This window comes from Geodermatophilus maliterrae (assembly GCF_041018925.1).
Classification (GTDB): Bacteria; Actinomycetota; Actinomycetes; order Mycobacteriales; family Geodermatophilaceae; genus Geodermatophilus; species Geodermatophilus maliterrae.
Window position 1 is genome coordinate 1 of record NZ_JBFNXQ010000027.1, and the last position, 25,968, is coordinate 25,968.

Annotated in this window: 23 protein-coding genes and 3 pseudogenes; 13 read left to right on the forward strand and 13 right to left on the reverse strand. The window is 74.1% G+C overall.

Going from position 1 to position 25,968, the window contains the following annotated elements; translation table 11 throughout:
• Positions 1-570 (reverse strand): annotated as a pseudogene (locus tag ABQ292_RS10435) (PucR family transcriptional regulator); the annotation flags it as partial.
• 130 nt (positions 571-700) lie between these two features.
• Between ABQ292_RS10435 and ABQ292_RS10440 the strand changes: the two are divergent.
• The 3 genes from ABQ292_RS10440 to ABQ292_RS10450 all read left to right on the forward strand — a co-directional run bounded on the left by ABQ292_RS10440 (position 701) and on the right by ABQ292_RS10450 (position 5,999).
• The gene (locus tag ABQ292_RS10440; RefSeq protein ID WP_369205970.1) at positions 701-1,633 is read left to right on the forward strand and encodes a proline dehydrogenase family protein; all 933 of its coding nucleotides are present in this window, start codon (positions 701-703) and stop codon (positions 1,631-1,633) included.
• A gap of 31 nt (positions 1,634-1,664) precedes the next feature.
• Positions 1,665-3,290, forward strand: coding sequence for an L-glutamate gamma-semialdehyde dehydrogenase (gene pruA / locus ABQ292_RS10445; protein WP_369205972.1), 1,626 nt, complete (start codon positions 1,665-1,667; stop codon positions 3,288-3,290).
• A gap of 396 nt (positions 3,291-3,686) precedes the next feature.
• Positions 3,687-5,999: an FHA domain-containing protein gene (locus ABQ292_RS10450; RefSeq protein ID WP_369205974.1), complete on the forward strand. Its 2,313-nt coding sequence runs from the start codon at positions 3,687-3,689 to the stop codon at positions 5,997-5,999.
• Between the two features lie 60 nt (positions 6,000-6,059).
• Here the strand turns inward: ABQ292_RS10450 and ABQ292_RS10455 are convergent.
• Positions 6,060-6,236 (reverse strand): annotated as a pseudogene (locus ABQ292_RS10455) (DUF488 family protein); the annotation flags it as partial.
• Between the two features lie 106 nt (positions 6,237-6,342).
• A pseudogene (locus ABQ292_RS10460) lies at positions 6,343-6,558 on the reverse strand (DUF488 family protein); the annotation flags it as partial.
• An 88-nt stretch (positions 6,559-6,646) separates the two neighbouring features.
• Here ABQ292_RS10460 and ABQ292_RS10465 point away from each other — a divergent pair.
• Positions 6,647-7,816, forward strand: a complete 1,170-nt coding sequence (locus ABQ292_RS10465; protein WP_369205976.1) for an MFS transporter — start codon at positions 6,647-6,649, stop codon at positions 7,814-7,816.
• Between the two features lie 129 nt (positions 7,817-7,945).
• Here the strand turns inward: ABQ292_RS10465 and ABQ292_RS10470 are convergent, their stop codons facing one another.
• Positions 7,946-8,377: an Lrp/AsnC family transcriptional regulator gene (locus tag ABQ292_RS10470; protein ID WP_369205978.1), complete on the reverse strand. Its 432-nt coding sequence runs from the start codon at positions 8,375-8,377 to the stop codon at positions 7,946-7,948.
• Positions 8,378-8,501: 124 nt separating this feature from the next.
• Between ABQ292_RS10470 and ocd the strand changes: the two genes are divergently transcribed.
• Positions 8,502-9,539 (forward strand): ornithine cyclodeaminase, encoded by a 1,038-nt coding sequence (gene ocd, locus ABQ292_RS10475; protein ID WP_369205980.1) that lies wholly within the window; start codon positions 8,502-8,504, stop codon positions 9,537-9,539.
• A 70-nt stretch (positions 9,540-9,609) separates the two neighbouring features.
• Here ocd and ABQ292_RS10480 read toward each other — a convergent pair whose 3' ends face one another.
• From ABQ292_RS10480 to ABQ292_RS10505, 6 genes are all read right to left on the reverse strand, one after another.
• Positions 9,610-9,957, reverse strand: a complete 348-nt coding sequence (locus ABQ292_RS10480) for a hypothetical protein (protein ID WP_369205982.1) — start codon at positions 9,955-9,957, stop codon at positions 9,610-9,612.
• A gap of 131 nt (positions 9,958-10,088) precedes the next feature.
• Positions 10,089-10,907, reverse strand: coding sequence for an ABC-2 transporter permease (locus ABQ292_RS10485; RefSeq protein ID WP_369205984.1), 819 nt, complete (start codon positions 10,905-10,907; stop codon positions 10,089-10,091).
• Positions 10,904-11,824 (reverse strand): ABC transporter ATP-binding protein, encoded by a 921-nt coding sequence (locus tag ABQ292_RS10490; RefSeq protein WP_369205986.1) that lies wholly within the window; start codon positions 11,822-11,824, stop codon positions 10,904-10,906. Before ABQ292_RS10490 ends, ABQ292_RS10485 begins: the two co-directional genes overlap by 4 nt.
• A gap of 140 nt (positions 11,825-11,964) precedes the next feature.
• Positions 11,965-13,047, reverse strand: a complete 1,083-nt coding sequence (locus ABQ292_RS10495; protein ID WP_369205988.1) for an FAD-dependent oxidoreductase — start codon at positions 13,045-13,047, stop codon at positions 11,965-11,967.
• A 40-nt stretch (positions 13,048-13,087) separates the two neighbouring features.
• The gene (locus tag ABQ292_RS10500) at positions 13,088-13,438 is read right to left on the reverse strand and encodes a hypothetical protein (RefSeq protein WP_369205990.1); all 351 of its coding nucleotides are present in this window, start codon (positions 13,436-13,438) and stop codon (positions 13,088-13,090) included.
• 40 nt (positions 13,439-13,478) lie between these two features.
• Entirely contained in the window at positions 13,479-13,664 is a 186-nt protein-coding gene (locus ABQ292_RS10505; protein ID WP_204693421.1) for a hypothetical protein, read from the reverse strand.
• Positions 13,665-13,864: 200 nt separating this feature from the next.
• Here ABQ292_RS10505 and ABQ292_RS10510 point away from each other — a divergent pair, with 200 nt between their 5' ends.
• Together ABQ292_RS10510 and ABQ292_RS10515 are read left to right on the forward strand one after the other, a co-directional pair.
• Positions 13,865-15,013: a zinc-dependent alcohol dehydrogenase gene (locus ABQ292_RS10510; protein WP_369205993.1), complete on the forward strand. Its 1,149-nt coding sequence runs from the start codon at positions 13,865-13,867 to the stop codon at positions 15,011-15,013.
• Positions 15,014-15,026: 13 nt separating this feature from the next.
• A complete protein-coding gene (locus ABQ292_RS10515) occupies positions 15,027-15,617 on the forward strand; it encodes a hypothetical protein (protein ID WP_369205995.1) in 591 nt (196 codons plus the stop codon).
• A 78-nt stretch (positions 15,618-15,695) separates the two neighbouring features.
• Here ABQ292_RS10515 and ABQ292_RS10520 read toward each other — a convergent pair whose 3' ends face one another.
• The gene (locus ABQ292_RS10520) at positions 15,696-16,358 is read right to left on the reverse strand and encodes an ATP-binding protein (RefSeq protein ID WP_369205997.1); all 663 of its coding nucleotides are present in this window, start codon (positions 16,356-16,358) and stop codon (positions 15,696-15,698) included.
• Between the two features lie 382 nt (positions 16,359-16,740).
• Positions 16,741-17,325: a hypothetical protein gene (locus ABQ292_RS10525; RefSeq protein ID WP_369205999.1), complete on the reverse strand. Its 585-nt coding sequence runs from the start codon at positions 17,323-17,325 to the stop codon at positions 16,741-16,743.
• Between the two features lie 289 nt (positions 17,326-17,614).
• On the opposite strand from ABQ292_RS10525, the gene ABQ292_RS10530 reads away from it, so the two are divergent.
• From ABQ292_RS10530 to ABQ292_RS10550, 5 genes are all read left to right on the forward strand, one after another.
• Positions 17,615-18,193: a dihydrofolate reductase family protein gene (locus ABQ292_RS10530; RefSeq protein ID WP_369206000.1), complete on the forward strand. Its 579-nt coding sequence runs from the start codon at positions 17,615-17,617 to the stop codon at positions 18,191-18,193.
• 247 nt (positions 18,194-18,440) lie between these two features.
• Entirely contained in the window at positions 18,441-19,943 is a 1,503-nt protein-coding gene (locus tag ABQ292_RS10535; RefSeq protein WP_369206002.1) for an MFS transporter, read from the forward strand.
• Positions 19,944-19,989: 46 nt separating this feature from the next.
• Complete coding sequence (locus ABQ292_RS10540) at positions 19,990-21,264, forward strand: aromatic ring-hydroxylating oxygenase subunit alpha (RefSeq protein WP_369206004.1); 1,275 nt, start codon at positions 19,990-19,992, stop codon at positions 21,262-21,264.
• A gap of 14 nt (positions 21,265-21,278) precedes the next feature.
• Positions 21,279-22,289, forward strand: a complete 1,011-nt coding sequence (locus tag ABQ292_RS10545; protein ID WP_369206006.1) for a PDR/VanB family oxidoreductase — start codon at positions 21,279-21,281, stop codon at positions 22,287-22,289.
• Entirely contained in the window at positions 22,286-23,059 is a 774-nt protein-coding gene (locus ABQ292_RS10550; RefSeq protein ID WP_369206008.1) for an IclR family transcriptional regulator, read from the forward strand. Before ABQ292_RS10545 ends, ABQ292_RS10550 begins: the two co-directional genes overlap by 4 nt.
• 713 nt (positions 23,060-23,772) lie before the next feature.
• Here the strand turns inward: ABQ292_RS10550 and ABQ292_RS10555 are convergent.
• Positions 23,773-24,645: an amidohydrolase family protein gene (locus tag ABQ292_RS10555; protein WP_369206010.1), complete on the reverse strand. Its 873-nt coding sequence runs from the start codon at positions 24,643-24,645 to the stop codon at positions 23,773-23,775.
• Between the two features lie 352 nt (positions 24,646-24,997).
• Between ABQ292_RS10555 and ABQ292_RS10560 the strand changes: the two genes are divergently transcribed.
• A complete protein-coding gene (locus ABQ292_RS10560; RefSeq protein ID WP_369206012.1) occupies positions 24,998-25,783 on the forward strand; it encodes an IclR family transcriptional regulator in 786 nt (261 codons plus the stop codon).
• Positions 25,784-25,968 lie beyond the last annotated feature (185 nt).

Sequence of the window (25,968 nt, forward strand, 5' to 3'; positions counted from 1 at the left end):
GGGCGCGCCGCCGGGCGGGTGCAGGGCGACCAGCGCCAGCGGCGCGCCGTCCCCGAGCCGGTCGGACAGCGCGCGCACGGCCCGGTCGCGGGCCGGACCGGGCGAGGTCAGGACGGCGGCCAGGGCCGCACCGAGGTCGCGGTCGTCGTGCCGGTCGGCCAGCAGCCGCCCCGCCCGTCCCGCGAGGGCGACCGCCGCGGCCAGCGCCGGGTCCGACGCGTCGCCCGGGTCGGTGCGGCCGCCGTCGAGCAGCCACAGGTAGCCGCGGGTGCGGCCGTCGGCGCGCACGGGCAGCAGCAGCCGGGTGAGGACGCCGGCCGCCGGGTCCGCCGGGGTGCGCAGCGGTCCCTCGGCGCGGGCGATGCCGAGGCCCTCGAACCAGCGGCGGGTGGCCGGCGTCGAGCCGCGGCCGAGGATCGAGCGGGCGCGGACGGCGTCCATGGCGGTGGTGTCGTCGTCGGTGGGGTGGGCACAGAAGGCCAGCAGGGTGAAGTCGACGTCCTCCAGCGTCGCCGGGGCCCCCAGCAGCCGGGAGACCTCGTCGACCACGTCCTGCAGGTCGTCGCGCACTCGTACGACTGTATGAGACCGGACGGGTGGAGTCCGTACGTCTGTCCCTGGTGGCCGGGGTGCGGCGGACCTAGCGTTCCTCGTGACCGTGCACCTCCGCGGAGGGGCACGACGACACACGGAGGTGCCCGTGCTCTCGCAGAAGGCCCTGCTCCTCGGCGCGTCCCGGCGGCCGGCGCTGCGCCGCGTGCTGGTCGGGACGCCGATCACCCGGCAGGTCGTCGACCGGTTCGTCGCCGGCGAGACGCTGCCCGAGGCGCTCGACGTCGTCCGCCGGCTGACCGGGGAGGGCCTCGCGGTCACCCTCGACCACCTCGGCGAGGACGTCACCGACCGCGCCGAGGCCTGCCGCTCCCGCGACGCCTACCTGGCCGCCCTCGACGGGCTGGCCCCGCTCGGCCTCGGCCGGGCCGCCGAGGTGTCGGTCAAGCTCTCGGCCTTCGGGCAGGCGCTGCCCGGCGGCGAGGACCTGGCGCCGGAGCTGGTCCGGCCGGTGGTCGAGGCGGCCGCGGCGATCGGCACGACGGTCACCCTCGACATGGAGGACTCCTCGACCGTCGACGCCACCCTCGGCACCCTCGCCGAGCTGCGCCGCACCCACCCCGAGACCGGCGCCGTGCTGCAGGCCGCGCTGCACCGCACCGAGGACGACGCCCGGGCGCTGGCGGTGGCCGGCTCGCGGGTGCGGCTGGTCAAGGGCGCCTACGACGAGCCGCCGTCGGTCGCCCACCAGGGCCGCGACGACGTCGACGCCGCCTACGCCCGCTGCCTCGGCGTGCTCATGCGCGGGCCGGGGTACCCCATGGTCGGCAGTCACGACCCGCGGCTGGTCTCGCTGGCCCAGCGGCTGGCGGCCGAGTACGACCGCGCGGCGGACTCGTGGGAGGTGCAGATGCTCTACGGCATCCGCCCGGCCGAGCAGCACCGGCTGGCCGCCGAGGGCGTGACCGTGCGCGCCTACGTCCCCTACGGCGTCGACTGGTACGGCTACTTCGTCCGCCGGCTGGCCGAGCGCCCCGCGAACCTGCGCTTCTTCCTGCGCTCCCTCGTCACCACCGGCTGAGCCGGCCACCCACCCCACACAGGAGAGCCCCATGGACGCCGTCACCAACGTCCCCCCGCCGACCAACGAGCCGGTGTTCACCTACGCCCCCGGCTCGCCGGAGCGCGCGGCGCTGCAGCAGCGGCTGACCGAGCTCGCCGCCGAGCCGCTCGAGCTGACGATGACCCTCGGGGACAAGCAGCGGATGGGCGGCGGCGAGCGCTTCGACGTCGTCCAGCCGCACCGGCACGCCGCCGTCCTCGGCACGGCCGCGCACGCCACGCACACCGACGCCGAGGACGCCGTCCGCTGGGCGAAGGACGCCGCGCCGGGCTGGCAGGAGCTGTCCTTCGACGACCGCGCCGCGGTGTTCCTCAAGGCCGCCGACCTGCTGGCCGGGCCGTGGCGGCAGACGCTCAACGCCGCGACGATGCTCGGGCAGTCCAAGACCGCCCACCAGGCCGAGATCGACAGCGCCTGCGAGCTCGTCGACTTCTGGCGCTGGAACGTGCACTTCGCCCGCGAGATCGTGTCCGCGCAGCCGGTGTCCTCGCCGGGCGTGTGGAACCGCAGCGACCACCGGCCGCTCGAGGGGTTCGTCTACGCCGTCACGCCGTTCAACTTCACCGCGATCGCCGGCAACCTGCCCACGGCCCCGGCGCTCATGGGCAACACCGTCGTCTGGAAGCCCGCGCCCACCCAGCAGTTCGCCGCGCACTTCCTCATGCGGCTGCTGGAGGAGGCCGGGCTGCCGCCGGGTGTGATCACGATGGTCACCGGCGACGGGGTCGCGGTCTCCGACGTCGTGCTGGCCGACCGGGACCTCGCCGGCATCCACTTCACCGGGTCGACGCCGGTGTTCCAGCACCTGTGGCGGACGGTGGGGGAGAACATCGCCTCCTACCGCGGCTACCCGCGCATCGTCGGCGAGACCGGCGGCAAGGACTTCGTCGTCGCCCACCCCTCGGCCGACGTCGACGTGCTGCGGACCGCACTGGTGCGCGGCGCGTTCGAGTTCCAGGGGCAGAAGTGCTCGGCGGCCAGCCGCGCCTACGTGCCGCGGTCGGTGTGGGGGCGGCTGCGCGACGACCTGGTCGGTGTCACCGAGTCGCTGGAGATGGGCGACGTCACCGACTTCGCCAACTTCATGGGCGCGGTCATCGACCGGAAGTCCTTCTCCAAGCTGTCCGGCGTCATCGACCGGGTCGACGACGACCCCGCGCTGTCGATCGTGGCCGGCGGTCAGGCCGACGACAGCGAGGGCTTCTTCGTCCGCCCGACGATCATCGAGGGCACCGACCCGGGGCACGAGGTCTTCACCACGGAGTACTTCGGTCCGATCCTCGCGGTGCACGTCTACGACGACGCCGACTACGACACGGTGCTCACCCAGATGGAGGCGGCGGCGCCGTACGCGCTGACCGGGGCGGTCATCGCGCAGGACCGGGCGGCCATCGCGCACGCGCAGCGCGTCCTGCGGTTCGCCGCCGGCAACTTCTACGCCAACGACAAGCCCACCGGCGCCGTCGTCGGCCAGCAGCCCTTCGGCGGCGGGCGGGCCTCGGGCACCAACGACAAGGCCGGCGCCGCGCAGAACCTGCAGCGCTGGACGTCGACCCGGTCGATCAAGGAGACCTTCGTCCCGCCGACCGACCACCGCTACCCGCACATGGGCTGAGGACCCCCTGCTCCCCACCCTCGCAGGCTCGGGGCGGGGCCCGGCAGGGGGCCGGGGGCCGTCCAGCTCTCGGACGCCCTGGAGGGGGCCGTGGGCGCAGCGTGACGACGTGCACGGCGAGGACCCGGTCGGCCGGGTCCGGGGTCCCCGGCGATCGGAAGGCGGTTGACGGGAGCGGGGCCGGCCGAGACGGTGCCGGGCGGTCCCGTCCGCACGGACGGCCCCGGGCTGCACGAGGCAGGAAGGCTCCGTCATGGCCTGTCGACGTCATGACCCCCCGCCACCGTTCCGGCGTCGCACCCCGGGGCGGGACTCCCCACGGCCTCGGCGCTGCCTCCGCGCCCGGGTCGCCCGGTCGTGGACGGCACCGGTCGACGACGGCGAGGAGCGCCGGTCGTGACGGCCGGACCGCGGGACGGCACGCTCCTCCGGCTGACGACCGATGGTCGCGTGTGGACCTTCGACGGTTCCCGGCCGGTCGTGGTGGGCCGGGATCCGCGGTGTGACGTGCAGCTGCCGGACCAGCAGGTGAGCCGCGTGCACCTGTCCCTGCAGCACGAGGAGCGGGGGTGGGTGCTGCGGGACCTCGGCAGTCGCAACGGCACCGCCGTCGACGGAACGGTGCTGCCGGCCGGCACGGTGGAGGGCCCGCCCGGTGCGGGCAGGCTGCTCGAGCCCGGCTCCGAGCACCGGGTGCAGCTGGGCGGGCGCGACGGCCCGGAACTGGTGATCCGGTCCGGAACGCACCCCCCGGAGGGGCGCGCCGGTCCGGCCGCGCAGCGTGTCGTCGTCATCGGCCGCGACCCCGCCTGCGACGTCGTCGTGGCCGACGACCCGCTGGTGTCGCGCCGCCACGCCGCGATCGACGTCGTCGGGCCGGACACCGCCGTGGTCCGGGACCTGGGCAGCTCCAACGGGACACACCTCAACGGCACCCGGCTGGTCGGACCGGCCGCCCTCACCGCCGGGGACACCATCGGGATCGGCGGCACGACGATCACCTGGGACGGCCGGGCGGCCGTCCTGCCCCACCGCCACCCGGCGACCCTCAGCGCCCGGCACCTCGGTGTGGCCACCCGCAGCGGCAAGCGCCTGCTGGACGACGTCTCGCTCACGGTCCGGGCGGGTCAGCTCGTGGCGGTCATCGGTCCCTCCGGCGCCGGCAAGTCGACCCTGCTCGGCGCGCTCACCGGCCTGCGCCCGGCCGGCATGGGACGGGTGACGTGGGACGGGAGGGACCTGTACGAGCAGTACGACCACCTGCGCCACCTGATCGGACTCGTGCCCCAGGACGACGTGCTGCACCGCCAGCTCACCGTCCGGCGGGCGCTCGGCTTCGCCGCCCGCCTGCGGCTGCCCCGGGACACCACCGCCGCGGAACGGGACGAGCGGGTGCGCCGGGTCCTCGCGGAGGTGGGGCTGTCCGAGCAGATCGACCAGCGGATCGACTCCCTCTCCGGCGGCCAGCGCAAGCGCACGTCCATCGCCCTGGAACTGCTCACCGCGCCGCAGCTGCTCTTCCTCGACGAGCCCACCTCCGGCCTGGACCCGGGACTCGACCGGCAGGTCATGGAGGGCCTGCGCGTGCTCGCCGACGCCGGCCGGGTGGTCCTCGTCGTCACGCACAGCGTGCTCGCCCTGGACCGGTGCGACCGCGTGCTGCTGCTCGCGACCGGTGGCCGGGTCGCCTTCTTCGGCCCACCCGAGCAGCTGCTGTCGTTCTTCGGGGTGCCCGACCACCCGGCGGTCTTCCGGGCGCTCGACGACCCCGTGTGGGTCAGCCGGTTCGCCGAGTCGCCGGTCCGCCGGGCCTACGTCGGATCGACGTCCGTGGTGGTGCCGGCCCCGCCGCCGGCCGGCGAGGCCCCCGCGCCCGCGCGGCCGGCGCCGGTCCGCCAGCTGGTCACACTCGTCCGGCGCAACCTCGCCGTCGTGGCCGCCGACCGGCTGTTCCTGGGGCTGCTGGTCGGGATGCCGGTGGTGCTCGCGGTCATGGCCCACGCCTTCCCGGGTGAGGCAGGTCTGTCGGTGCGTGCGGCCGGCGGGGATCCTGCCGAGGCCCAGCAGCGGATCATCGTGCTGGTGGTGGGTGCGGCGCTGATGGGGGCGGCGCTCGCGGTCCGGGAGTTCGTCGCCGAACGCCCGATCTACCGCCGCGAGCACGCCGTGGGTCTCTCGCCGACCGCCTATCTGGCCAGCAAGGTCGTCGTCGTGGGCGGGGCCGTCGCGGCCCAGTCGGTGGCCTTCACCCTCCTGGCGCTCATCGGCTTGCCGGGCCCGGACGATCCGCGGGTGCTGCCCTGGGGTGAGTGGGAGATCGCGGCCGCGGCGGCGGCGGTCGGCGTGACGATGAGCATCGCCGCGTTGGCCGTCTCGGCGCTGGCGCGGTCCACCGACCAGACCATGCCGGCTCTGGTCGCGCTGGTGATGGGGCAGCTGGTGCTGTGCGGCGGCCTGTTCCCGCTGGCCGACCGGGCCGGCCTGGAGCAGTTCTCCTGGCTGCTGCCGGCCCGTGCCGGCTACGCGGCGATGGCCTCCACGGCCGAGCTGCAGCCGCTGTCCGGTCCCCAGCTGGACCCCCTGTTCACGCCCACCGCATCGCGCTGGGCGCTGGACATGGGGGTGCTGGCCGCTCAGGCGGCGGTCTTCCTGGTCCTGACCGCGTGGGCGCTGGCGCGATCGGTGGCGCGCTCGGGCACACCGCGCTGACCCGGCCACCTGCCGGTGGTCACGGCGGTCCCGGCCAGTGGACCCGGCCGTCGGCGCCGATCACGGCGCCCTCCGAGGGGTGGTGCTCGGACAGCCGGCCGTCGGGCATGACGTGCTGCACCGGCACGCCCCGGCCAGGACGGCGACGTCGGCGACCAGCCGCCGGTGGCAGCGCCACCACACGCTCTCGCTGCACATCACCGCCACGGCCGCCGTCGCCGCCTCGGTGAGCACCCCGTCGAGCGCCGCGGCGAACTCCGCCGTCCGGGTGTGCGCGGCGTAGGCGGCGAACTGGGCGACCGTCCACCAGCCGTCGGCGACGGGCCCGGCTCGGCGGCAGCCGGCGGCGGCCGCCGAGCCGGGCCTCCCAGCGGTAGCCGACCCCGGCGGCCGGCAGCCACTGCTCCAGCGCCTCCCGCCGGACGTCGGGGTTGCTGCGGCTGCCCGGGAAGCGCCGGACGTCGACGACCAGCCCGATCCCCGCCCCGGTGAGCCGGGCGCCCAGGCGGGCGCGGTCGTCGGGCCCGTGGCCGACGGTCAGCAGCGCCACGAGGACCACCCTCCCCCCACGCCTCGCACGCCCGGCGCGGGACCCTGGACGGTGGCCGGTCCGGACACGCGACCAGGAGGCCCACTAGCGTCGGGGAGTGAGCGCGGAGGCCGGGGTCGGGGTCGGGGCGTCGCTGTGGCGGCTGCCGGCGATGCGCGCCCTGGTCGGGGCGACGACGCTCGGCTTCGTCAGCTACTGCCTGACGCTGGCCTCGCTGCCGGCCTACGCGGTCGCCGGCGGCGCGTCGCCCGACACCGCCGGGGTCGTCACCGCGGTGTTCCTGCTGGTCACGGTGGCCGTGCAGTCGTCCGTGCCGGCGCTCACCGCGCGGTTCGGCCTCGGCCCGGTGCTCGCGGCCGGCCTGCTCGCCCTGGGCGCGCCCGCCCCGCTCTACGTGCTCGGCGACGGGGTGCTCTGGCTCTCGGCCGTCTCGGCGGTCCGCGGGGCCGGGTTCGCCGTGCTCACCGTGCTCGGGGCGACGCTGGCCGCGCAGGTCGCCCCGCTCGAGCGCCGCGGCGAGTCGATCGGCCTCTACGGGCTGGCCATCGCGGTGCCCAACCTGGTCGCCGTCCCCACCGGCGTGGCGCTGGTGCTCGACGGGCACGCAGCAGTGCTGTCCTGGCTGGCCGCCGTCCCGGTGCTCGCCCTGCCGCTGCTGCCCGTGCTGACCCGGACGGTGCGCTGGGAGCCGGGTGCGCGGACGTCGTCGCGCGCCGCGGTGCGGGCCGCGCTGGCGCCGTCGGCGGTGCTGTTCGTCGTCACCCTGGCCGGCGGCGGGCTGGTGACGTTCCTGCCGATCGAGCGGCCCGACGGCCTGCTGGCGACGGCGGCGCTGCTCGTCTTCGGCGTCACCGGCGCGCTCACCCGCTGGCGGGCGGGGCTGCTGGCCGACCGGCTCGGCACCGGCCGGCTGCTGCCGGTCACGCTGCTCGTCGGCGCGGCGGGGCTGGCCGTCGTCGCGCTGGGACTGTCCACCGGGGACGCCGTCGTGCTGCTCGGGGCGGCGCTGTTCGGCGCCGGCTACGGCGCGGTGCAGAACCTGACGCTCGTCACCGCCTTCGCCCGGGCCGGCGAGGGCGGGGCGACCACGGCCAGCGCCCTGTGGAACGCCTCCTTCGACGCGGGCACCGCGATCGGCGCCCTGGCCCTGGGCCTGGTCGCGGCCGGGGTGGGCCTGTCGTGGACCTACCTGCTCGTGGCCGCCGTGCTGGTGGCGGCCCTGCCGGTGGCACGGGCGGCGACCAGCACGGCGACCCGGCCGGCCTGAAGAAGGACCCCGTCCTCCCCACCCTTCGCAGGCTCAGGGCGGGACCCGGGACGGGGCCGCCCTGCCCCCCACCGCTCGCAGGCTCGCAGCGGGCCCCTGCGAGGGGGCCGGCCACCGGGCCAGGTCACCTCAGCGCAGCACGGAGGTCAGCAGCAGGCTGGTCTGGCTGTTGATCACACCGGGCACGGCCCGGATCCGGTTGAGCAGCCGGTCGAACTCGGCGAGGTCGGCGGTGCGGGTCTCGGCGACGAGGTCCCAGGCGCCGTTCGTCGAGTGCATCGACTCGATCTCGGGGAACCCGCGCAGCCGCCGGATGACGTCGTCGGTGGAGCGTCCCTCGACCTCGATGAGCGAGACCGCGCGCACGCCGCCGGCCAGGGTCTCGTCCCGCACCCGGACGGTGAACCCGACGATCACGTCCTCGGCGACCAGCCGGTCGAGGTGGCTGGTGACGGTCGCCCGCGTGACCCCCAGCCGGCGGGCCAGCTCCGCCACCGGCGCCCGGCCGTCCTCGCGCAGGGCCGCCAGCAGCCGCCGGTCGAGGTCGCTGAGTTCCGCCATGCGCAGACCGTACAGACCAGCGCAGCGATGTGGCCGGCCTCTGCGCACGATGCGTGCGCTCTGTTCATTGACCGTGCAGATCGTCCATCCCTAGCGTTTCCCCCATCGAGAGGAGGCGGCCGTCATGACGCTGTTCGTCGACGTGCGCAACATGGTCCGCTGGGTGGCCGAGACCGGGCCGGAGCGGATCATCGCGGGGATGTCCCGCTACGTGGAGGACGACTTCCGCCGGTGGGAGTCCTTCGACAAGGTCGCCCGCGTCGGCAGCCACACGCCCTGGGGTGTCATCGAGCTGATGCCCACGAGCGACGGGGAGACCTACGCCTTCAAGTACGTCAACGGGCACCCGAGCAACCCCGCGCGCGGCTTCCAGACGGTGTCCGCCTTCGGCGCGCTGGCCGACGTCTCCAACGGCTACCCCGTCTTCCTCGCCGAGATGACCCTCCTGACCGCGCTGCGGACGGCGGCGACGTCGGCCATGGTCGCCCGTCACCTGGCCCGGCCCGACTCCCGCCGGCTGGCGCTCATCGGCGCCGGCAGCCAGTCGGAGTTCCAGGCGCTCGGGATGCGCGGGGCCCTCGGGATCAGCGAGCTCGCGGTGTGGGACACCGACCCGGCCGCCATGGCCAAGCTGGCCCGCAACCTCGAGCCGCTCGGCTTCGACGTCACCATGGCGTCGTCCGGCCGGGAGGCGGTGCGCGGTGCCGACGTCGTCACCACGTGCACGGCGGACAAGGCCCGCGCGGTCGTGCTGCCCCCGGAGTGGATCGAGCCCGGTGTGCACGTCAACGCGATCGGCGGCGACTGCCCCGGCAAGACCGAGCTCGACCCGGCCATCCTGCTGCGCGACGACGTGGAGGTCTTCGTCGAGTTCCCGCCGCAGACGCGGATCGAGGGCGAGATCCAGGCGATGCCGGCTGACTTCCCGGTGACCGAGCTCTGGCAGGTCGTCACCGGGCGGGTCCCGGGCCGCACCTCGGCCGCCCAGGTGACCGTCTTCGACTCGGTCGGCTTCGCCGTCGAGGACCTCTCGGCGCTGCGCTACGTGCGCGACGAGGTCCGCGGCACGCCGTGGGTCGACGACATCGACCTGGTCGCCGAGCCCGAGGACCCCAAGGACCTCTTCGGGATGGTCAGCGCGCTCACGCCCATCGGCTCCTGAGCGCCCGGCCGGGACCGGTGCCACCTCCCGGTCCCGGCCGGCCCGGGTGCGCCGGCACCAGCCGGCGGGCTCAGCCGGCGATGGCGTCGGCGGCGGCCCGCTGCGAGCGGAGCAGCAGCAGCTCCTCGGCCGACCGGCGCAGCCACAGCCGCAGGCCGGCGGGGTCGGTGCGGGCGGCGTCGCGGGCGGCGCCGAGGTTGCGCTGACGGGTGTTGGCCTGGGCGCGCTGGGCCGGCGGCAGTGCACGGGCCTCGGTGCGGGCCAGCGCGGTGAGCGCGGCGCCCACGTAGACGAGGTCGCGCACCTCGTCGGCGTCGGCGAGCACGGCGTCGGCGCCGTCGGGGTCGCCGGCCTCGAGCCGGCGCAGCAGCTCGCCGGCGCGCTCGCGGCCGAGGGCGGTGGGGTCGGGGGAGGTCACCCCTCCACTGTGCCTGCCCGCCGCCGCTCCCCGCCGAGGTGTCCCTCCCCCCTCGCACGGTCGTGCTCTGCCCGCGTGGACGGGGCAGAGCACGACCGCGCGGGGGGTGGCCCCTCGTCGGGGGTCCTTCCTCAGGCGTCGCGGCGGGAGAAGACGACCGCCGCGACGGCGAGCAGCACCGCGACCTCGGCGGCGAAGACGGCGAAGCCGGTCCACGGCTCGAGCAGCAGCGGGTTGAACGACTCCGGCGTGGCGATCCGGGACCCGGCGTTGCCCGGCATCAGCTTGGTCAGCCACTCGCCCAGCGCGCCGGGCAGCAGCACCACCAGGTTGCCGACGAGGAACACCAGCGCGAGCACGACCGACACCACCGCGGCGGTCGAGCGCAGCAGCAGTCCGGCGGCCATCGCGAACAGTCCGAGCCCGGCCATGTAGAGGCCGCTGCCGAACAGCGAGCGCAGCATCCCGTCGTCGCCGAGCGAGATGCCGATGCCCTCCGCGGACAGGAAGGCGTTGCCGCCCAGCCAGCCGAGCGTCGCCGTCACGACGCCGGCGACGAACAGCGTGCCGGTGAGCACCAGCGCCTTGGCCACCAGCACGGTGCCGCGGCGGGGGTTGGCCGCCAGGGTCGCGCGGATCATCCCGGTGCCGTACTCGCCGGTCACCGTCAGCGCGCCGAGCACGACCGCGGTGACCTGCGCGAACAGCAGACCCCAGGTGATGAACGCGCCGACCGGCTCGCCCTCCTGGCCGGCAGCGAGGTCCGGGGCGACCAGCGCGCACACCAGCGTGGTCAGGCCCGCGCCGAGCGCGACCATGGCGGCGACCGACCAGCCGGTCGAGCGCACCGACCACAACTTGATCCACTCGGCGTGCACGGCGCGGGGCAGCGTGGCGCCGCCCGCCGGGAGCGGTGCGGTGCCGGAGGCGGTCAGGGCGGGAGCGGTCACCGGGTCACCTCGGCAGGGCGGGCGGCGGCGAACTCGACGCTGCCGGCGGTCAGGGTCATGAACGCCTCCTCGAGCGAGGAGGTGACGAGGCCGAGCTCGTGCAGCACCAGGCCGGCGCCGGCGGCGAGCTCGCCGGTGGCGGCGGCGTCCACGCCGTGCACGTGCAGCTCGTCGCCGTCGCGCGTGACGTCGGCGCCGGAGCGGCGCAGCAGGTCGGCCAGCTGCCCGGGCTGCGGGGTGCGCACCTTGACGAAGGAGGCGGCGTGCTCGGCGATGAACTCGGCGGTCGAGCAGTCGGCCAGGATCCGGCCGCGGCCGATGACGACCAGGTGGTCGGCGGTCAGCGCCATCTCGGCCATGAGGTGGCTGGACACCAGCACGGTGCGGCCCTCGGTGGCGAGGTCACGGGCCAGGGTGCGCACCCAGCGGATGCCCTCGGGGTCCAGGCCGTTGACCGGCTCGTCGAGGACGACCACCGGTGGGTCGCCGAGCAGTGCGGCCGCGATGCCCAGCCGCTGGCCCATGCCGAGGGAGAACCGGCCGACCCGCTGGCCGGCCACCGCCTCCAGCCCGACCAGGTCCAGCACCTCCTCGACCCGGGCGGCCGGGATCCCGTTGCTGGCCGCCATCCAGCGCAGGTGTGCCCGGGCGGTGCGGCCGGGGTGCAGCGCCCGAGCCTCCAGCAGGGCGCCGACCGCGCGCAGCGGGGCGGGGGAGTCGGCATAGCGGGCGCCGTCGACGGTGACCGTGCCGGAGGTGGGCCGGTCCAGGCCGATGACCATCCGCATCGTCGTCGACTTGCCGGCGCCGTTGGGGCCGAGGAAGCCGGTCACGCGGCCGGGGCGGACGGTGAAGGAGACGCCGTCGACGGCGACCCGGTCGCCGAAGCGCTTGGTGAGACCGGACGCGACGATCACGGGGTCACCGCCGGGTGGGGGGAAGGCGAGGAGGACATGCGCGAGAGGCTGCCAGTGCGGCGGCGCCTGGCACATCCGGGCGATCCCCCTCCCGCACCCTGATCCGCCCGGACGACCGGGTCGGGGGCGACCCCGGGAGGTCAGGCCGTGCGGGCCAGCTCGGTGTCCTGGTCGAGCAGCCGGCGCAGCGTGCGGGCGGCCGCGCGGCCGGCCCGGTTCGCACCGATCGTGCTGGCGCTCGGCCCGTAGCCGACCAGCTGCAGGCGCGGCTCGTCGACGGCGGAGGTGCCGTCGAGCCGGATGACGCCGTCCCGGGTGCGCAGCCGCAGCGGCGCGAGGTGGCCGACGGCGGCGCGGAAGCCGGTGGCCCACAGGATCACGTCGGCCCGCACGGTCCGGCCGTCGTCCCAGGCGACGCCGTCGGGGGTGATGCGGTCGAACACCGGCAGGCGGGTGAGGACGCCGTCGTCCAGGGCGCGACGCACCCACGGCGTGACGACCAGCCCGGTGGCGCCGACGACGCTGCCGGGTGCGCGACCGGCCCGTACGGCCTCGGCGACCCGGGCCACCGCCTCGCGGCCCTGCTCCTCGCCGAAGGGACCTTCGCGCCAGACCGGCGGCCGGCGGGTGACCCACGTCGTCCGGGCGACGGCGGCCAGCTCGCCCAGCAGCTGCACCGCCGAGGCGCCCCCGCCGACGACGACCACCGACTGCCCGGTGAACTCCGCCGCTCCGCGGTACCCGACCGTGTGCAGCTGCCGGCCGCGGAAGGTCTCCCGCCCCGGGTAGTGCGGCACGAACGGGCGCGTCCAGGTGCCGGTGGCGTTGACCACGCCGCGGGCCCGCCACCCGCCCTCGGGCGCCGAGACGAGGAAGCGGCCGTCGCCGGTGCGGCGCACGGCGGTCACCTGCACCGGCCGCTGCACCGGCAGGCCGAAGCGCCGCTCGTACTCGGCGAAGTAGGCCGGCACCGCCTCGGCGGCGGGCAGGTCCTCCGACGCCGGGGTGAACGGCAGGCCGGGCAGCTCGTGCACCCGGTGCGTCGTGGCGATCGTCAGCGAGGGCCAGCGGTGCTGCCAGGCCCCGCCCGGCGCGGCGTCGCCGTCGAGGACGACGAAGCCGCGGCCGGGCGGGAAGCCCAGGCGCGCCAGGTGGTAGGCGGTGGAGAGGCCGGCCTGGCCCGCGCCGATGACCACGACGTCGACGTCCCGCGGGGTGCTCACGACCCCGGGAACGCCGCCGGGCCCACCGGGCTTCCGCCGACTACACCGGCCGGGCCGGGACCAGCCGGTGCAGCTCGTCGCCGCTCAGGGGCACCGACGTGGTGTCGTACCCGAACCGGACGACGACGGCGCCCGGGCGGGCCTCCACCAGCCAGGCCGTGCGCGGCTCGCCGCCGTCGGCGGGGCGGTACTCCCAGCGCTCGGCGAGCAGGGCCAGCCCGCGGGTGCGGAGGAAGGACACCGCCTCCTCGCGGGTGGGGAAGGCGCGCAGCGGGGTGCCGGGGACGGCGTGTGCCACCCACCCGGCGTCGCGGTCGGCGACGGCCAGGTGTCCGACGAGTTCGCCGTCCTCCGGACGGTGCACCGGCTCGAGCACGGGGGACGCGGTCATGCGCCCGACGCTATGCCGCCGGGCAACCCGTTTCCGCAGGTCAGCCGATGGCGATGACGAAGGTCAGGTAGATCAGCAGGAGCAGCGCCAGCAGGACCGAGCCGAGCCCCAGGGTCACCCAGCGGTGGATGGACGTGAGCAGCTCGGTCTGCCGGTCGAGGTGGCTCAGCTGCGCCTGGCGGAAGGCCTCGATGCGGTCCTGCTCGGTCAGCGGGCGCGGGTCCATCTCGGCGGCTCCCCAGGTCGGTGCGACGGCCTGCCGACGGTAGGGCCCCCGGCGCTGGATGGAGGGGAACGTCGCCGGTGCGGTCCCGAGTGGCCCCGTCGCGCCGGGCGGGGAAGGGTCGGGCCGTCGGTGAGCGGCGTCGACGGACCTGGCGGACGTCCCGGCGTCACGGTTGGAGTCCCCGAGGAGGGCGAGATCGCATGCGCGCGATGGTGTACCGCGGCCCCTACAAGCTCCGGGTGGAGGAGAAGGACGTCCCGGCCATCGAGCACCCGAACGACGCGATCGTGCGGGTGACGCTGGCCGCCATCTGCGGGTCGGACCTGCACCTCTACCACGGGCTCATGCCGGACACCCGGATCGGGCACACGTTCGGCCACGAGTTCATCGGCGTCGTGGAGCAGGTCGGCCCCTCGGTGCAGAACCTGCGGGTCGGCGACCGGGTGATGGTGCCGTTCAACATCTTCTGCGGCAGCTGCTGGTTCTGCGCCCGGGGCCTGTACTCCAACTGCCACAACGTCAACCCCAACGCCACGGCGGTCGGCGGCATCTACGGCTACTCGCACACCACCGGCGGCTACGACGGCGGCCAGTCGCAGTACGTGCGCGTCCCGTTCGCCGACGTCGGCCCGGCCCTGGTCCCCGACTGGATGCACGACGAGGACGCCGTCCTGCTGACCGACGCGGCCGCGACCGGCTACTTCGGCGCGCAGCTCGGCGAGATCGCCGAGGGTGACACGGTCGTCGTCCTCGGTGCCGGGCCGGTCGGCCTGATCGCCGCCCAGTCGTCGTGGTTGATGGGCGCGGGCCGGGTGATCGTCGTCGACCACCTCCAGGAGCGGCTGGAGAAGGCGCGGACCCTGGCCCACGCCGAGACGCTGGACTACGACGAGTACGACGACGTCGTCGTCGAGCTGAAGAAGCAGACCGACTTCCTCGGTGCCGACGTCGTCATCGAGGCGGTCGGCGCGGAGGCCGACGGCAACCTCCTGCAGCACGTCGCCGGGGCCAAGCTCAAGCTGCAGGGCGGCTCACCGGTGGCGCTGAACTGGGCGATCGACGGGGTGCGCAAGGGCGGCACCGTCTCCGTCGTCGGCGCCTACGGGCCGATCCCCAACGCGGTGAAGTTCGGCGACGCGCTCAACAAGGGGCTCACCCTGCGCATGAACCAGACGCCGGTGAAGCGGCAGTGGCCGCGGATGTTCGAGCACGTGCGCAACGGCCACCTGACGCCGCGGGCGATGGTCACCCACCGGTTCCCGCTGGAGCACATCGCCGAGGCCTACCACGTGTTCTCCGCCAAGCTCGACGGCTGCATCAAGCCGCTGATCCTGCCCGACGCGGCCTGAGGGAGGAGCCCCCGTGACCGACCCCGACATCCCGAGTGCCTACGTCCGGGACAAGCGCACGCCGACGGAGACCCGCGAGCAGCTGCGGGCCCGCATCCCCGGCTGGGGAGCCGACCTCGACCCCGCCGACCGGCCGTCGCACCCCAAGCTGCAGTACGCCCCGGACAGCACCGGCGCGCACTGGGACTTCCCGGAGCGGCAGCCGGAGAGGCGGCCGCGCGAGCGATCGATCGAGCACGCCTTCGTCACCCCGGTGTTCGGCACCGCCCAGCCGCTGAAGGGGGTGTCGGGCGCGGTCCGCCGGTTGGCCTACGAGCGGTTCAGCGAGGGCCGCCTGGCGCACTGGCTGCTGCTGGTCGTCGGTGACCGGATCGACGCGTGGGGGAGCCACCTGCGCTCGTTCGCCACGCTGCACCCCGACAACCCGGTCACCCAGACCGGCGTCCGGGGCGAGTTGACCCACCACGGGCTGCGCTCGCGGCGCGGACGCAGCGACGCCCGGCACCACCTCGTCGACCCGCTCGTCGTCGCCGGGCCGTGGGTGGCCGGCGCCGGCGGGGTCGTCCTCGGCGTCCGGAAGGTGCTGCGCGCCGTCCGCGGCTGACCCGTCCGGGCTCGGCACACCGGCCGCGGGGAACGGCTCCCACCACCGGCGCAGGCCGGCAGCCCTGGAGTGACCGGTCTACGAGGCGCGGCCGTGCTGGGCCGGAGCCGGGGGACCAGCACGGCGGCGCCGGATGGTCACCGTCGTCCCGTGTGGACCCGTTGTGACGGTGGTGTCGGCCAGGGCCCTCATCATCGCCAACCCGCGTCCCCGGACCGACGGGGACGTCGGCTGCCGCCACGCTCCGCGGTCCCGGACGACGATGGTCACCGCGTCGTCGTCGACCGCGGCGCACACGTCGAAGAACGGCTCCGTCGGCGGCTGGGCGTGCTCGACCGCGTTGTTGGCCGCCTCGCTGGCGGCCAGGACCAGGTCCTCGACCACGTCGGCAGGCCACGCGGTGTCGTCGAGGAAGCCGCGCAGTTCCTGACGCATCCCTCGGACGGAGCTCGGGACCGTGGGCAGCCGCCACTCGCGGCGCCGCCTGGCCGGCGTCCGTCTCGGGCGTGCCGACGTGCCGGCGCTCGTGACGATCTCCGGTGGCTGCTCCCTCACGATGCGCCCGTGGCCGGAGTCGCGCAGCAGCCGGCGAGAGAGGCGTGACGCATGGGCCCACTTCCTGGGACGAGGTCGCCGGGTCCGGGGCCACCATGGTGGATCGCCTGACCACGCACAGCTACCCCGGCCGCCGCGGGGAAAACCGGCCTGCCGGACCACTGGTGTCCTTGACGTCGCCCTCATGGCCGCCGGGACCCGATCGCCTGCGATGCGTCCGGTCGATGAACCAGACCTTCCCGGCCATCTGGATGGCGAGTGGAGGGCCGCTCAGCGCACGAGGACGTCCGGCCGGGGAGCCCCAGCTCGCCGGGCGTCGTGGGCCACACGCCGTCGGCGGTGAGCACGGCCGGCCCGTCGGGGCCCAGCAGGACCGTGTCCTCCGCCTTCACCCCCGGTGCGGACGGGTTCCAGGCGAAGGCCTGCCACTGCACGACCGGCCCCTCGCTGTCCGGTGTCGCCACCGGGTCGCGCGGCGTAGCCGGTCGGCCCGCCCTGGTGGTGCCGCGTCCACTCGTCGGGCGCGAAACCGTGCTCACCGTAGGCGCGGACGCCGTCGGCGAAGACCTCACCGAGCGTCCGTCCGGGCCGCGTGGCCGACAGGAAGGCCGTCTCGACCGCGCGGATCCGCGCCACGGCCTCGAGCCCGGCCGGGTCCAGCGGAGCGAAGGACACCCACCGGGTCGCGTTGGTGATCAGCCCGTGCCGCCGGGCGCCCACGACGAGCATTGCCCGCCGGCCCAGGGGACCGGTGGTGGGCAGCGCGTGCCGGAAGGCCAGCCGCTCCTCCCCCGGCGACGAGGACGACGACCGGGTCGACCCCGCGGGCCATCAGCTCGGCGCCCACGGGGGCCCCGGCCTGCCGCTCGGTCGTCCCCGGCTGCAGGGTGAGCGCCGTCGCGGTCAGGGCCTCGGCGGTGTCCCGGCCCAGGCGGCGGTAGCGCTCCCGTTCCCCCGGCAACAGCGACGCACGAGCGGCCCGCAGGCCCTCCGCGGCCACCGCCTCGTCCTCGTGCAGCACGCCCGGGGTCCCGGGGGCCAGGTCCGGGCCGAGCAGCGGCGCCCACCAGTCGGTGACCCGGACGGCGACGTCGCCGGGCAGCTCCTCGGCCCGCAGCCGGTCCACCTCGTTGGCCGGCACGACGACGCACACCCTCGGCACACGGACCGTCCGGCTGACCGCTCGGAGGACGGCGGCAGGCCGGCTGCCACGGCGTCCGAGTCGGGGGAGCGCCCACGTCCGACGGCTCCAGCGCTCGATGCGACCACGTCGCGCCCACGGAGGCGCGAGAGGCCCTCGGGACGCTGCCGATCCGGTTCCGGCCGCCCTCCGGCAGGCGCGTCCCCGACCGGCCGTGCGGAGCGAGGACCGGCGGGACCGATGAGATCGTCCGCGTCCGCCGGTCCGAGCTCCCGGACCGAGTCGTGGATCAGGAGGACGCATGCGGAAGATCGTCGTGCACATGATGCTGTCGCTGGACGGCTACTTCGAGGGACCGGACCACGACCTGAGCTGGCACCACGTCGACGAGGAGCTGCACGCGCACTTCAACGAGCAGCTCGCGACCAACGGCGCCTTCCTGGAGGGCCGGGTCAGCTACGAGCTCATGGAGGCGTTCTGGCCGACCGCCGACCAGGACCCGGACTCCCCGCCGGTCATGCGCGAGTTCGCCGGCATCTGGCGGGCGGTGCCGAAGATCGTGTTCTCCCGCACCCTGCAGGAGGTCGGCCCCAACGCCTCGCTGCGGGCAGAGGTGGACCCCGACGAGATCCGCGCACTGAAGCAGCAGCCCGGCGGGGACATGACGCTCGGCGGGGTCGACCTGGTCGAGACCTTCCGCCGACTGGACCTGGTCGACGAGTACCGGCTCTACGTCAACCCGGTCGTCATCGGCCGCGGTCGACGGCTGTTCGAGACCGCCGACGACCCGACCGACCTGGAGCTGGTGGAGAACCGGCGGTTCGGCAACGGTGTCGTCCTGCTGCGCTACGCCGTCCGACGGCCCCCGGTGTCGACGTGAGCGGTCCGCGCAGGACACGAGGGGCGGCTGGGAGCACGTGGCCGTGCTGCACCGGAGCGGGTGAGGCCCTCCGGGCATCCGCAGTGGTCCGTGGGGGTCGTGCTCGGCGGAGAGGTGTCGTCGGGAGATCCAGCCGGATCTGTCTTCCGTCAGGTGGAAGGGGTGTTCACCCCGGGCGGTGACCGCCGTCACCCTTCCCTCGGATGTCGCCGATCGTCGGCGACGCCCCCGCACGGAGGAGCGAGGCATGGCGTCAGGGAGTTCCGAGAGCGACACCGCCCGGGAAGAACAGCTGCTCGACGCCGGTCGCGACGACCGGCCGGTCGTCCCCTACCGGGCCCTGTGGGCGGTGCTGTTGCTCGGCTGGGTGGTCAGCTACGCGGACCGGACGGTCACCGGCCCGGTCATCGCCTGGATGATCCAGAACGAGTCGGGCTTCATCGGGGACGCGTCCAACCCGGCGACGGTGGGCGGCCTGGTCGGCTCGATGTTCTTCCTGGGCTACATGCTCACCCAGTACCCGGGCGGGCGGCTCGGCGACCGGTTCGGTCACCGCGAGATGATCATCGTCTCGCTGTTGGCGGCCGGCGTCCTGACCATCGTCTCCGGCCTGGTGGCCGGGCTCGTGGCGTTCGTCGCGGCCCGCGTGCTGACCGGCCTGGGCGAGGGCGTGTTCTACTCCAACGACCGCACGCTGATCATCACGCACACCCCGGCGGCCCAGCGGACGCTCGGTCTGGGCATCGTGATCACCGGCCTGTCCATCGGCCTGACGGTCGGGATCATCGCCACGCCGCTGCTGATCTCCTGGGGCGAGTCGCTGGGAATGGGCGACGGTGCCTGGCGACTGCCGTTCTTCGTGTTCGCCGCGTTCACGTTCGTGGTCGCGACGGTGGCGTTCGTCTTCTTCCGGTCGAAGCTCGGTGGGGCGCTGCGGCTGGGGCCGCCGTTCCTCCGGCTGCTGCTGTTCTCCACGCCGACCTTCCTGGTCATCGTCGGCCTCTTCCTGATGGCCGAGACGTTCCAGTGGCCGGAGTGGCTGACCGCGACCATCGCGTCGGTCATCGCGCTCGTGTACATCGCCATCATCGTGCGCAGCGTCAAGCAGTCCGGTCGCGGCGCGGCACTGCTCAACCGGAACATGTGGCTGATCTACATCGCCTACATCGCGATCCTGTGGAACCTGTGGTTCTTCAGCTTCTGGTCGGTGCAGATCGTCCGGGAGGCAGCGGAGAGCAGTCTGCTGGCCGCCGCGCTGACCGCCGCCTTCAACGCCGGGGCCGGGATCCTCGGCTTCCCCGTCGGCGGCTGGCTCGCCGACCGCGCCGTCCGCAGCGGCCGCGGCCGCAAGCCACTCGCACTGGTCTGCACCGCCGTCTACTCGGTGCTCGTGCTCCTCTTCGGCTGGAGCATCTCCGGCGGGGAGGGTGACCAGCTGCCCTCGCTGGCCCTCCTCGGGCTGCTGCTGTTCAGCTCCGGGGTGTTCTTCAACGCGTTGCAGCCGATCGTGCAGGGCATGACCGGCGACCTGGTGCCCGCCAGCGAGCGCGGCTCGGCCTTCGGCATGCTCAACCTCGTCTCCGAGATCGGCGCCGTGCTCAGCCCGGTGGTCAGCGGCATCCTCCGCGACGCGACCGGGAGCTGGGCTGCCGGGGTCTACCTGGCCGCCGGGATCATGATCGTCTCCTTCTTCCTCTACGCGATGGTCCGGGAGGCACCGGCCCACCACGAGGACCCCATCCCCGCCTGAACGGCTCCCCGACCCGTCCGAGACCTCCGAAGGGACCCCGACGAACATGACCGGTTCGACCTCGCCCGCCTCCGTCGGCCGCCCGACCGGGCACGCCGCGTTCCGCTCGTTCCCGCTCAACGCCTGGTACGCGGCGGCGTGGGACCACGAGGTGGGGCGCAACCTGCTACCCAGGACGATCGCCAACCGGCCGGTCGTCCTCTACCGGACCACCGGCGGTCGTCCGGTGGCGCTGGCCGACGCCTGCTGGCACCGGCTGGCGCCCCTGTCGATGGGCAAGCTGCGCGGCGACGACGAGATCATGTGCGGCTACCACGGCATCTGCTACGACCCCGACGGCCGGGCCACGTTCATGCCGGCGCAGGAGACGATCAACCCCAGCGCCACGGTGCACTCCTTCCCGGTGGTGGAGCGGCACCGCTACGTGTGGATCTGGCCGGGCGACCCGGCGTTGGCCGACCCGGCCCTGGTGCCCGACCTGTACTGGAACGAGCACCCCGACTGGGCCGGCGACGGCAAGACCATCCGCGTCAACTGCAGCTACCAGCTGATCGTCGACAACCTCATGGACCTCACCCACGAGCAGTTCGTGCACGGGTCGAGCATCGGCCACGACGCACTGTCGGAGTCGGAGTTCACCGTGACCCACACCGAGCGGACGGTGACGGTGACCAAGTGGATGCTGGGCATCGACCCGCCGCCGTTCTGGAAGCGCAACCTGCAGGACCGCTTCCCCGACCACGAGGGGCCGGTCGACCGCTGGCAGATCATCAACTACACCGCGCCGTCGACGATCGCGATCGACGTCGGCGTGGCCAAGGCCGGTACCGGTGCACCCGAGGGCGACCGCAGCCAGGGGGTCACCGGCACGGTGATCAACACGATGACGCCGGAGACCGACAGCACCTGCCACTACCTGTGGGCCTTCGCGCGCGACTGGTGTCTGGACAAGCAGGTGATCACCACCCGGCTGCGCGAGGGCGTGTCCAACGTCTTCTTCGAGGACGAGCTGATGCTCGAGGCCCAGCAGCGGGGGATCGAGGCCAACCTCGACTACGACTTCTACAACCTCAACATCGACGCGGGCAGCATGTGGACCCGCCGCATCGTGCAACGCATGATCGATGCCGAGCTCGGTTCGGACGTCGGTGCGGTGAGCGACGAGGCCGGCCACGCCGCCGCCGCGATGGCCGAGGTCACCGGCGCGGCCAACGCCGAGCCGCCGGGCGACGGCGGAACCGGTCAGGCAGCGGAGGTGGCCGGTGGGGTCGCCCGGCACCGGGAGCAGCCGACGGCCGGCCTGATGGGCCGCGGGCTGTAGCGGGAGCGGTCGACATGGCAGCCACGAGCGCCAAGCGGTGGCGGAGGGCGCGGGTGATCGACGTCCGCGAGGTCGCCCAGCACGTCCGGCGGATCGTCCTCGAGCCCGAGCGGCTCGAGGCGCCCGCGCCCCCCGGCAGCCACATCGACATCGGGGTCTACGTCAACGGTCGCGCCGACGTCCGTTCGTACTCCGTCGTGGGCATGAGCGGCTACGGCACCGAGCTGGTCCTCGGTGTGCAACTGGCCCGGCAGAGCCGGGGTGGCTCGGCCTACATGCACAACCTGCGGCGGGGACAGGAGGTGTCGATCACCCAGCCGCTGCAGAACTTCCCGCTCAACTACGGCAGGCCCGGGTACGTCCTGGCCGCCGGAGGCATCGGCATCACCGCCATGGTCGCCATGGGCAAGGCGCTCAGGGCCCGCGGCGCGGACTACCGTTTCGTCTACGGCGCCCGGTCGCGGGACCTCATGGCGTTCCTCGACGAGCTGGTCCCCGAGCACGGCGACCGCCTCGACCTGCGGATCGACGAGGAGGGGAGCTCCCTGGACGTCGCCGACCTCGTCGCCGGCGTCCCGGACGGCGGGGAGCTGTACGTCTGCGGCCCCACGCCCATGCTCGACGCGATCAAGACAGCCTGGGCCCAGGCCGGACGACGCCCGGCCGACCTGCGCTTCGAGACGTTCGGCAGCAGCGGCCGCTTCGCCCCCGAGGCGTTCACCGTGCGCATCCCGCGGCTGGGCCTGGAGACCCTCGTGCCGCACGACGTGTCGATGCTCGAGGCGTTGGAGGCGTGCGGAGCGGACATGATGTTCGACTGCCGCCGCGGCGAGTGCGGCCTCTGCGAGGTCAAGGTCCTCGACGTCGAGGGCGTCATCGACCACCGCGACGTCTTCCTCAGCGACGAGCAGCACCGGGCGGGCGACCGCCTGCAGTGCTGCGTCTCCCGCGTGGTCAGCGCCCGTACCGGCGGGCTGTCCGGCGCCGACGGGGCACCGGGGGTCGTCACCATCGACGTCCCGTGACCAGCGATCCCCGTGCCGGACCGCCGGCGGCCCGGCGGACGGCGGGCGGCAAGCTGCTCGCCGTCCTCGACGCGTTCACCCGCGAGCGGCCGGCTCTCACGCTGTCGGACATCGCCCGGGACGTCGGCGTGCCGCTGTCGACCGCGCATCGTCTCGTGGCCGAGCTGTGCGCGTGGGGCGGAGTCGAACGCGACGAGGACGGCCGCTACCGGGTCGGCCTGCGGGTGTGGGAGCTCGGCGCGTTGGCCCCCCGCGGGCTCGGGCTCCGCGAGGCGGCGCTGCCCTTCATGGAGGACCTCTACGAGGTCACCCACGAGAACGTGCAGCTGGCTGTGCGCGACGGCACCGACCTCGTCTTCGTCGAGCGGATCGCCGGGCGGTCGGCCGTCGGCGTGCTCACCCGGGTCGGCGGTCGCTTCGCCCTGCCGCCGACCGGGGTGGGCCTGGTGCTGCTGGCCCATGCCCCGCTCGAGGTGCAGGAGGAGGTGCTCGCCCGACCTTTGGTGGGGTACACGCGGCACACGATCACCGACCCGGGGCAGCTGCGGCGCATCCTCGCCGAGGTCCGCCGCAGCGGGGTGGCGGTGAGCGATCGGCAGGTGACCGGCGACGCGGTGTCGGTCGCCGCGCCGGTCGAGGTCCGCGGCAGCGTCGTTGCCGCGTTGTCCATCGTGGTCCGTGGCAGTTCGCCGGCTGCCGTCCGCCCGTACATCCCCGGAGTCCGGGCTGCCGCCCGGGGCATCGGACGCATGGTGGCCCTGACTCCCTGACCGGCGCCCTCAGCGAGCGGGGCGACCGTCCGTTCCCCACTCCACCGGCTGCCACCCGCGGTAGGGCAGGAGCGGGGCGCCTTGAGTCGGAGGAGCGACGCCGAGTTCCACCCAGCGCTCCGTCGAGCAGCCGAGCTCGGCCTGCGGGTCGAGGGGCCGACCGCGCACCTCCCCCCGGCTCTGGGCGTCAGCTCCTCGCTGAGCACGCTGCGTCGCGCTCCGGTGCGGACGGCGGCCAGTACACCGCCGAGTACGGAGGCATGCATCTCGTCGGTCAGGCGAAGCCCACCAACATGGACGCACTGCCGTGCTCGAGGATCCCGGCGCGGTGGGTGGTCCGGATGGTCTCGTGCTCGTGGTTGTCCACCACGACGCTGTCGATGCCGGCCTCGGCGAGCAGGTAGGGACGTCGGCGCCGGACTCCGCAAGAGCGTCGGCGAACGCTCTGCCGAGTCCTCCTCCGGCACCGGTGACGAGGGTGACCTTGCCGGTCAGATCGAACGGTTCGGGCAGGGACACAAGATCTCCTGGGGGGACGCGGTGAGTCGTGCTGACCGAGGTCGATGGGGCCGGTGAGCCGGTCGTCGACTGGTCGGAGGGGAGCGGGCCGTCCTCGGGGACGACAGGGCCCACCATGACGGCCCGGCCGCGGACCTCGCCCCGGTCGAGCTTCTGGTGGGCCTCTGCGACCTCAGCAAGCGCCCGCGACCCGGTCAGGTCAGGCCGAGAGCGCGGATGGCGTTCTCCTTCATGATCAGCGGCTTGACCTCGTCGCGGATCTCCAGCTGCTCGAAGTCCTTCAGCCACCGCTCCGGCCGGAGCAGCGGGTAGTCGGAGCCGAACAGCACCTTGGTCTTCAACAAGGAGTTGGCGGCGCGGACCAGCTGGGGTGGGAAGTACTTGGGCGACCAGCCGGACAGGTCGATGTAGACGTTGGCCTTGTGCTGGGCGACGGTGATCGCGGCGTCCTGCCAGGGCACGGAGGGGTGGGCCATGATGATGGTCAGGTCGGGGAAGTCGGCGGCGACGTCGTCGAGCAGCATCGGGTCGGAGTAGCGCAGCTTGATGCCGCGCCCACCCGGCAAGCCGGAGCCGATGCCGGTCTGCCCGGTGTGGAAGAGCGCCGGGACGCCCAGGGTCTGCAGTTCTTCGTACAGCGGATAGTGCTTCCGGTCGTTGGGCTCGAAGGCCTGCAGGCTCGGGTGGAACTTGAAGCCGCGCACCCCGTGCTGTTCGACGAGCCGCCGGGCAGCTCGGACGCCGGCCGCCCTGCGCGCCGGGTCGATCGAGCCGAAGGGGATGAGGATGTCGGGGTGCTCGGCGGCAGCCTCGGCGATCTCCTCGTTGGAGAGGAGCTGCTGGCCGGTGGCGGCCTCGGCGTCCACGGTGAAGATCACCGCGGCCATGCTCAGCTTCCGGTAGTCGGCGGCGATCTGCGGCACCGTCGGGTGGTACGGGTCGCCCTTGAAGTACTTCGAGGCGGCGGCACGCAGCTCGTCATCCAGCGCGTAGTGCCCGTGGCCGTCGGCCTCCACGTGCACGTGCACGTCGATGGCCACCAACCGGTCCAGATCAGGACCGCTCATCTCGGCGTTCCCTGTCGGCCCCGGGCTGATCCGTGGACGGCACGATCAAGCGGGGCAGGCCGAACCCCAGCGTCTCGGTGGGGGACGCAGAGACGCGCGTAGCGGCTGTCGGGCTTCACGTGGCTCCCTGGTTCGGATGCAGTCGGGAGGGCACAGTGCTGGACGCGCGCCCCCGGTGACGAGGCATCCTTTCCGCACACCGAAAACCTTCTTCGCCATGTCGGAGAGAGGCAGCCTCGGTGCAGCTCCCCGAGCTGACCAGCGACGCGAAAGGGTGGCCATGTCCGACGCGGAACCCGGTGTGCCCGGAACGGACCGGCCCCGGCCGGCGGATGCACCGGCGAGTCGATCGGTGACCCTGCGGGCGACCGCTGTCCTGGGTGCCTTCGACCGTGAACACCGTTGTCTGAATCTCTCCCAGTTGTCTCGACGGAGCGGACTGCCACTGGCCACGGTCCATCGGCTCGCCGCCGACCTCGTCGAAGGCCGGCTGCTCGTCCGCCGCGGGGACGGGCGCTACGAGATCGGTGCGCGCATGTGGAGACTCGGGCTACTCGCGCCGGCCACCGATCTCCGGGAGCTGGCCCTGCCGCACCTGCAGGACCTCGTGGCGGCCACCGGCCACACGGTCCACCTGGCCGTCCTGGACGGAGCGACTGCGCTGGTCATCGAGCGCCTCGCCGGCACGAAGACCATCCCCACCCGCCACAGCCCTGGTGGCCGCCTTCCCCTGCACTGCACCGCGGTGGGCAAGGCGCTGCTGGCCTACGCGCCAGCGCTCCTGCTCGACGAGGTGATGGTCGATCTCCGCCGGCACACCGCCTACACGGTGACCGACCCCCGCGTCCTGCACCGGCAGCTCGACGAGATCCGCAGGACCGGCCTCGCCCGGAGCGCGCAGGAGCACCGGCTCGGCGTCTCCTCCGTTGCGGTCCCTGTCAACGGCCACGAAGGGGTGGTCGCGGCCATCGGCCTGCTGGCACCGCTCACCAGCCCCCGGCTACCGGGCGCTCTGCCACATCTTCGAGCGGCCGCTGCCTCGGTGAGCGCGGACTTCCTTCGCAGTGGGCTGCAGACACTTCCACCCGAGGAGTCGGGCGGCGATCGCCGCCATCAGAAGCGAAACCCTTCCGCATAGTGAAAACAGTGCGTTGCACCACACGGCAAGCGCGGCCAGCGTCTGCGCATGCCCAACACGGCGGAGCGCCGGTGGATCGGCCAACGGTCACCCCGAGCCGGCTGGATGTCACCTCCGCGCTGTGTCGACGTCCTGTCCGACGACACCTACGCCGCACGCGCACACCAGGCCTACTCGCTCGCCTG

Coding starts and splice junctions, on each gene's coding strand:
- pruA (WP_369205972.1), top strand. CDS start 1,665: ATGGACGCCGTCACCAACGTCCCCCCGCCGACCAACGAGCCGGTGTTC.
- ABQ292_RS10470 (WP_369205978.1), bottom strand. CDS start 8,377: ATGGCGGAACTCAGCGACCTCGACCGGCGGCTGCTGGCGGCCCTGCGC.
- ocd (WP_369205980.1), top strand. CDS start 8,502: ATGACGCTGTTCGTCGACGTGCGCAACATGGTCCGCTGGGTGGCCGAG.
- ABQ292_RS10500 (WP_369205990.1), bottom strand. CDS start 13,438: ATGACCGCGTCCCCCGTGCTCGAGCCGGTGCACCGTCCGGAGGACGGC.
- ABQ292_RS10505 (WP_204693421.1), bottom strand. CDS start 13,664: ATGGACCCGCGCCCGCTGACCGAGCAGGACCGCATCGAGGCCTTCCGC.
- ABQ292_RS10510 (WP_369205993.1), top strand. CDS start 13,865: ATGCGCGCGATGGTGTACCGCGGCCCCTACAAGCTCCGGGTGGAGGAG.
- ABQ292_RS10520 (WP_369205997.1), bottom strand. CDS start 16,358: ATGAGGGCGACGTCAAGGACACCAGTGGTCCGGCAGGCCGGTTTTCCC.
- ABQ292_RS10530 (WP_369206000.1), top strand. CDS start 17,615: ATGCGGAAGATCGTCGTGCACATGATGCTGTCGCTGGACGGCTACTTC.
- ABQ292_RS10535 (WP_369206002.1), top strand. CDS start 18,441: ATGGCGTCAGGGAGTTCCGAGAGCGACACCGCCCGGGAAGAACAGCTG.
- ABQ292_RS10540 (WP_369206004.1), top strand. CDS start 19,990: ATGACCGGTTCGACCTCGCCCGCCTCCGTCGGCCGCCCGACCGGGCAC.
- ABQ292_RS10545 (WP_369206006.1), top strand. CDS start 21,279: ATGGCAGCCACGAGCGCCAAGCGGTGGCGGAGGGCGCGGGTGATCGAC.
- ABQ292_RS10555 (WP_369206010.1), bottom strand. CDS start 24,645: ATGAGCGGTCCTGATCTGGACCGGTTGGTGGCCATCGACGTGCACGTG.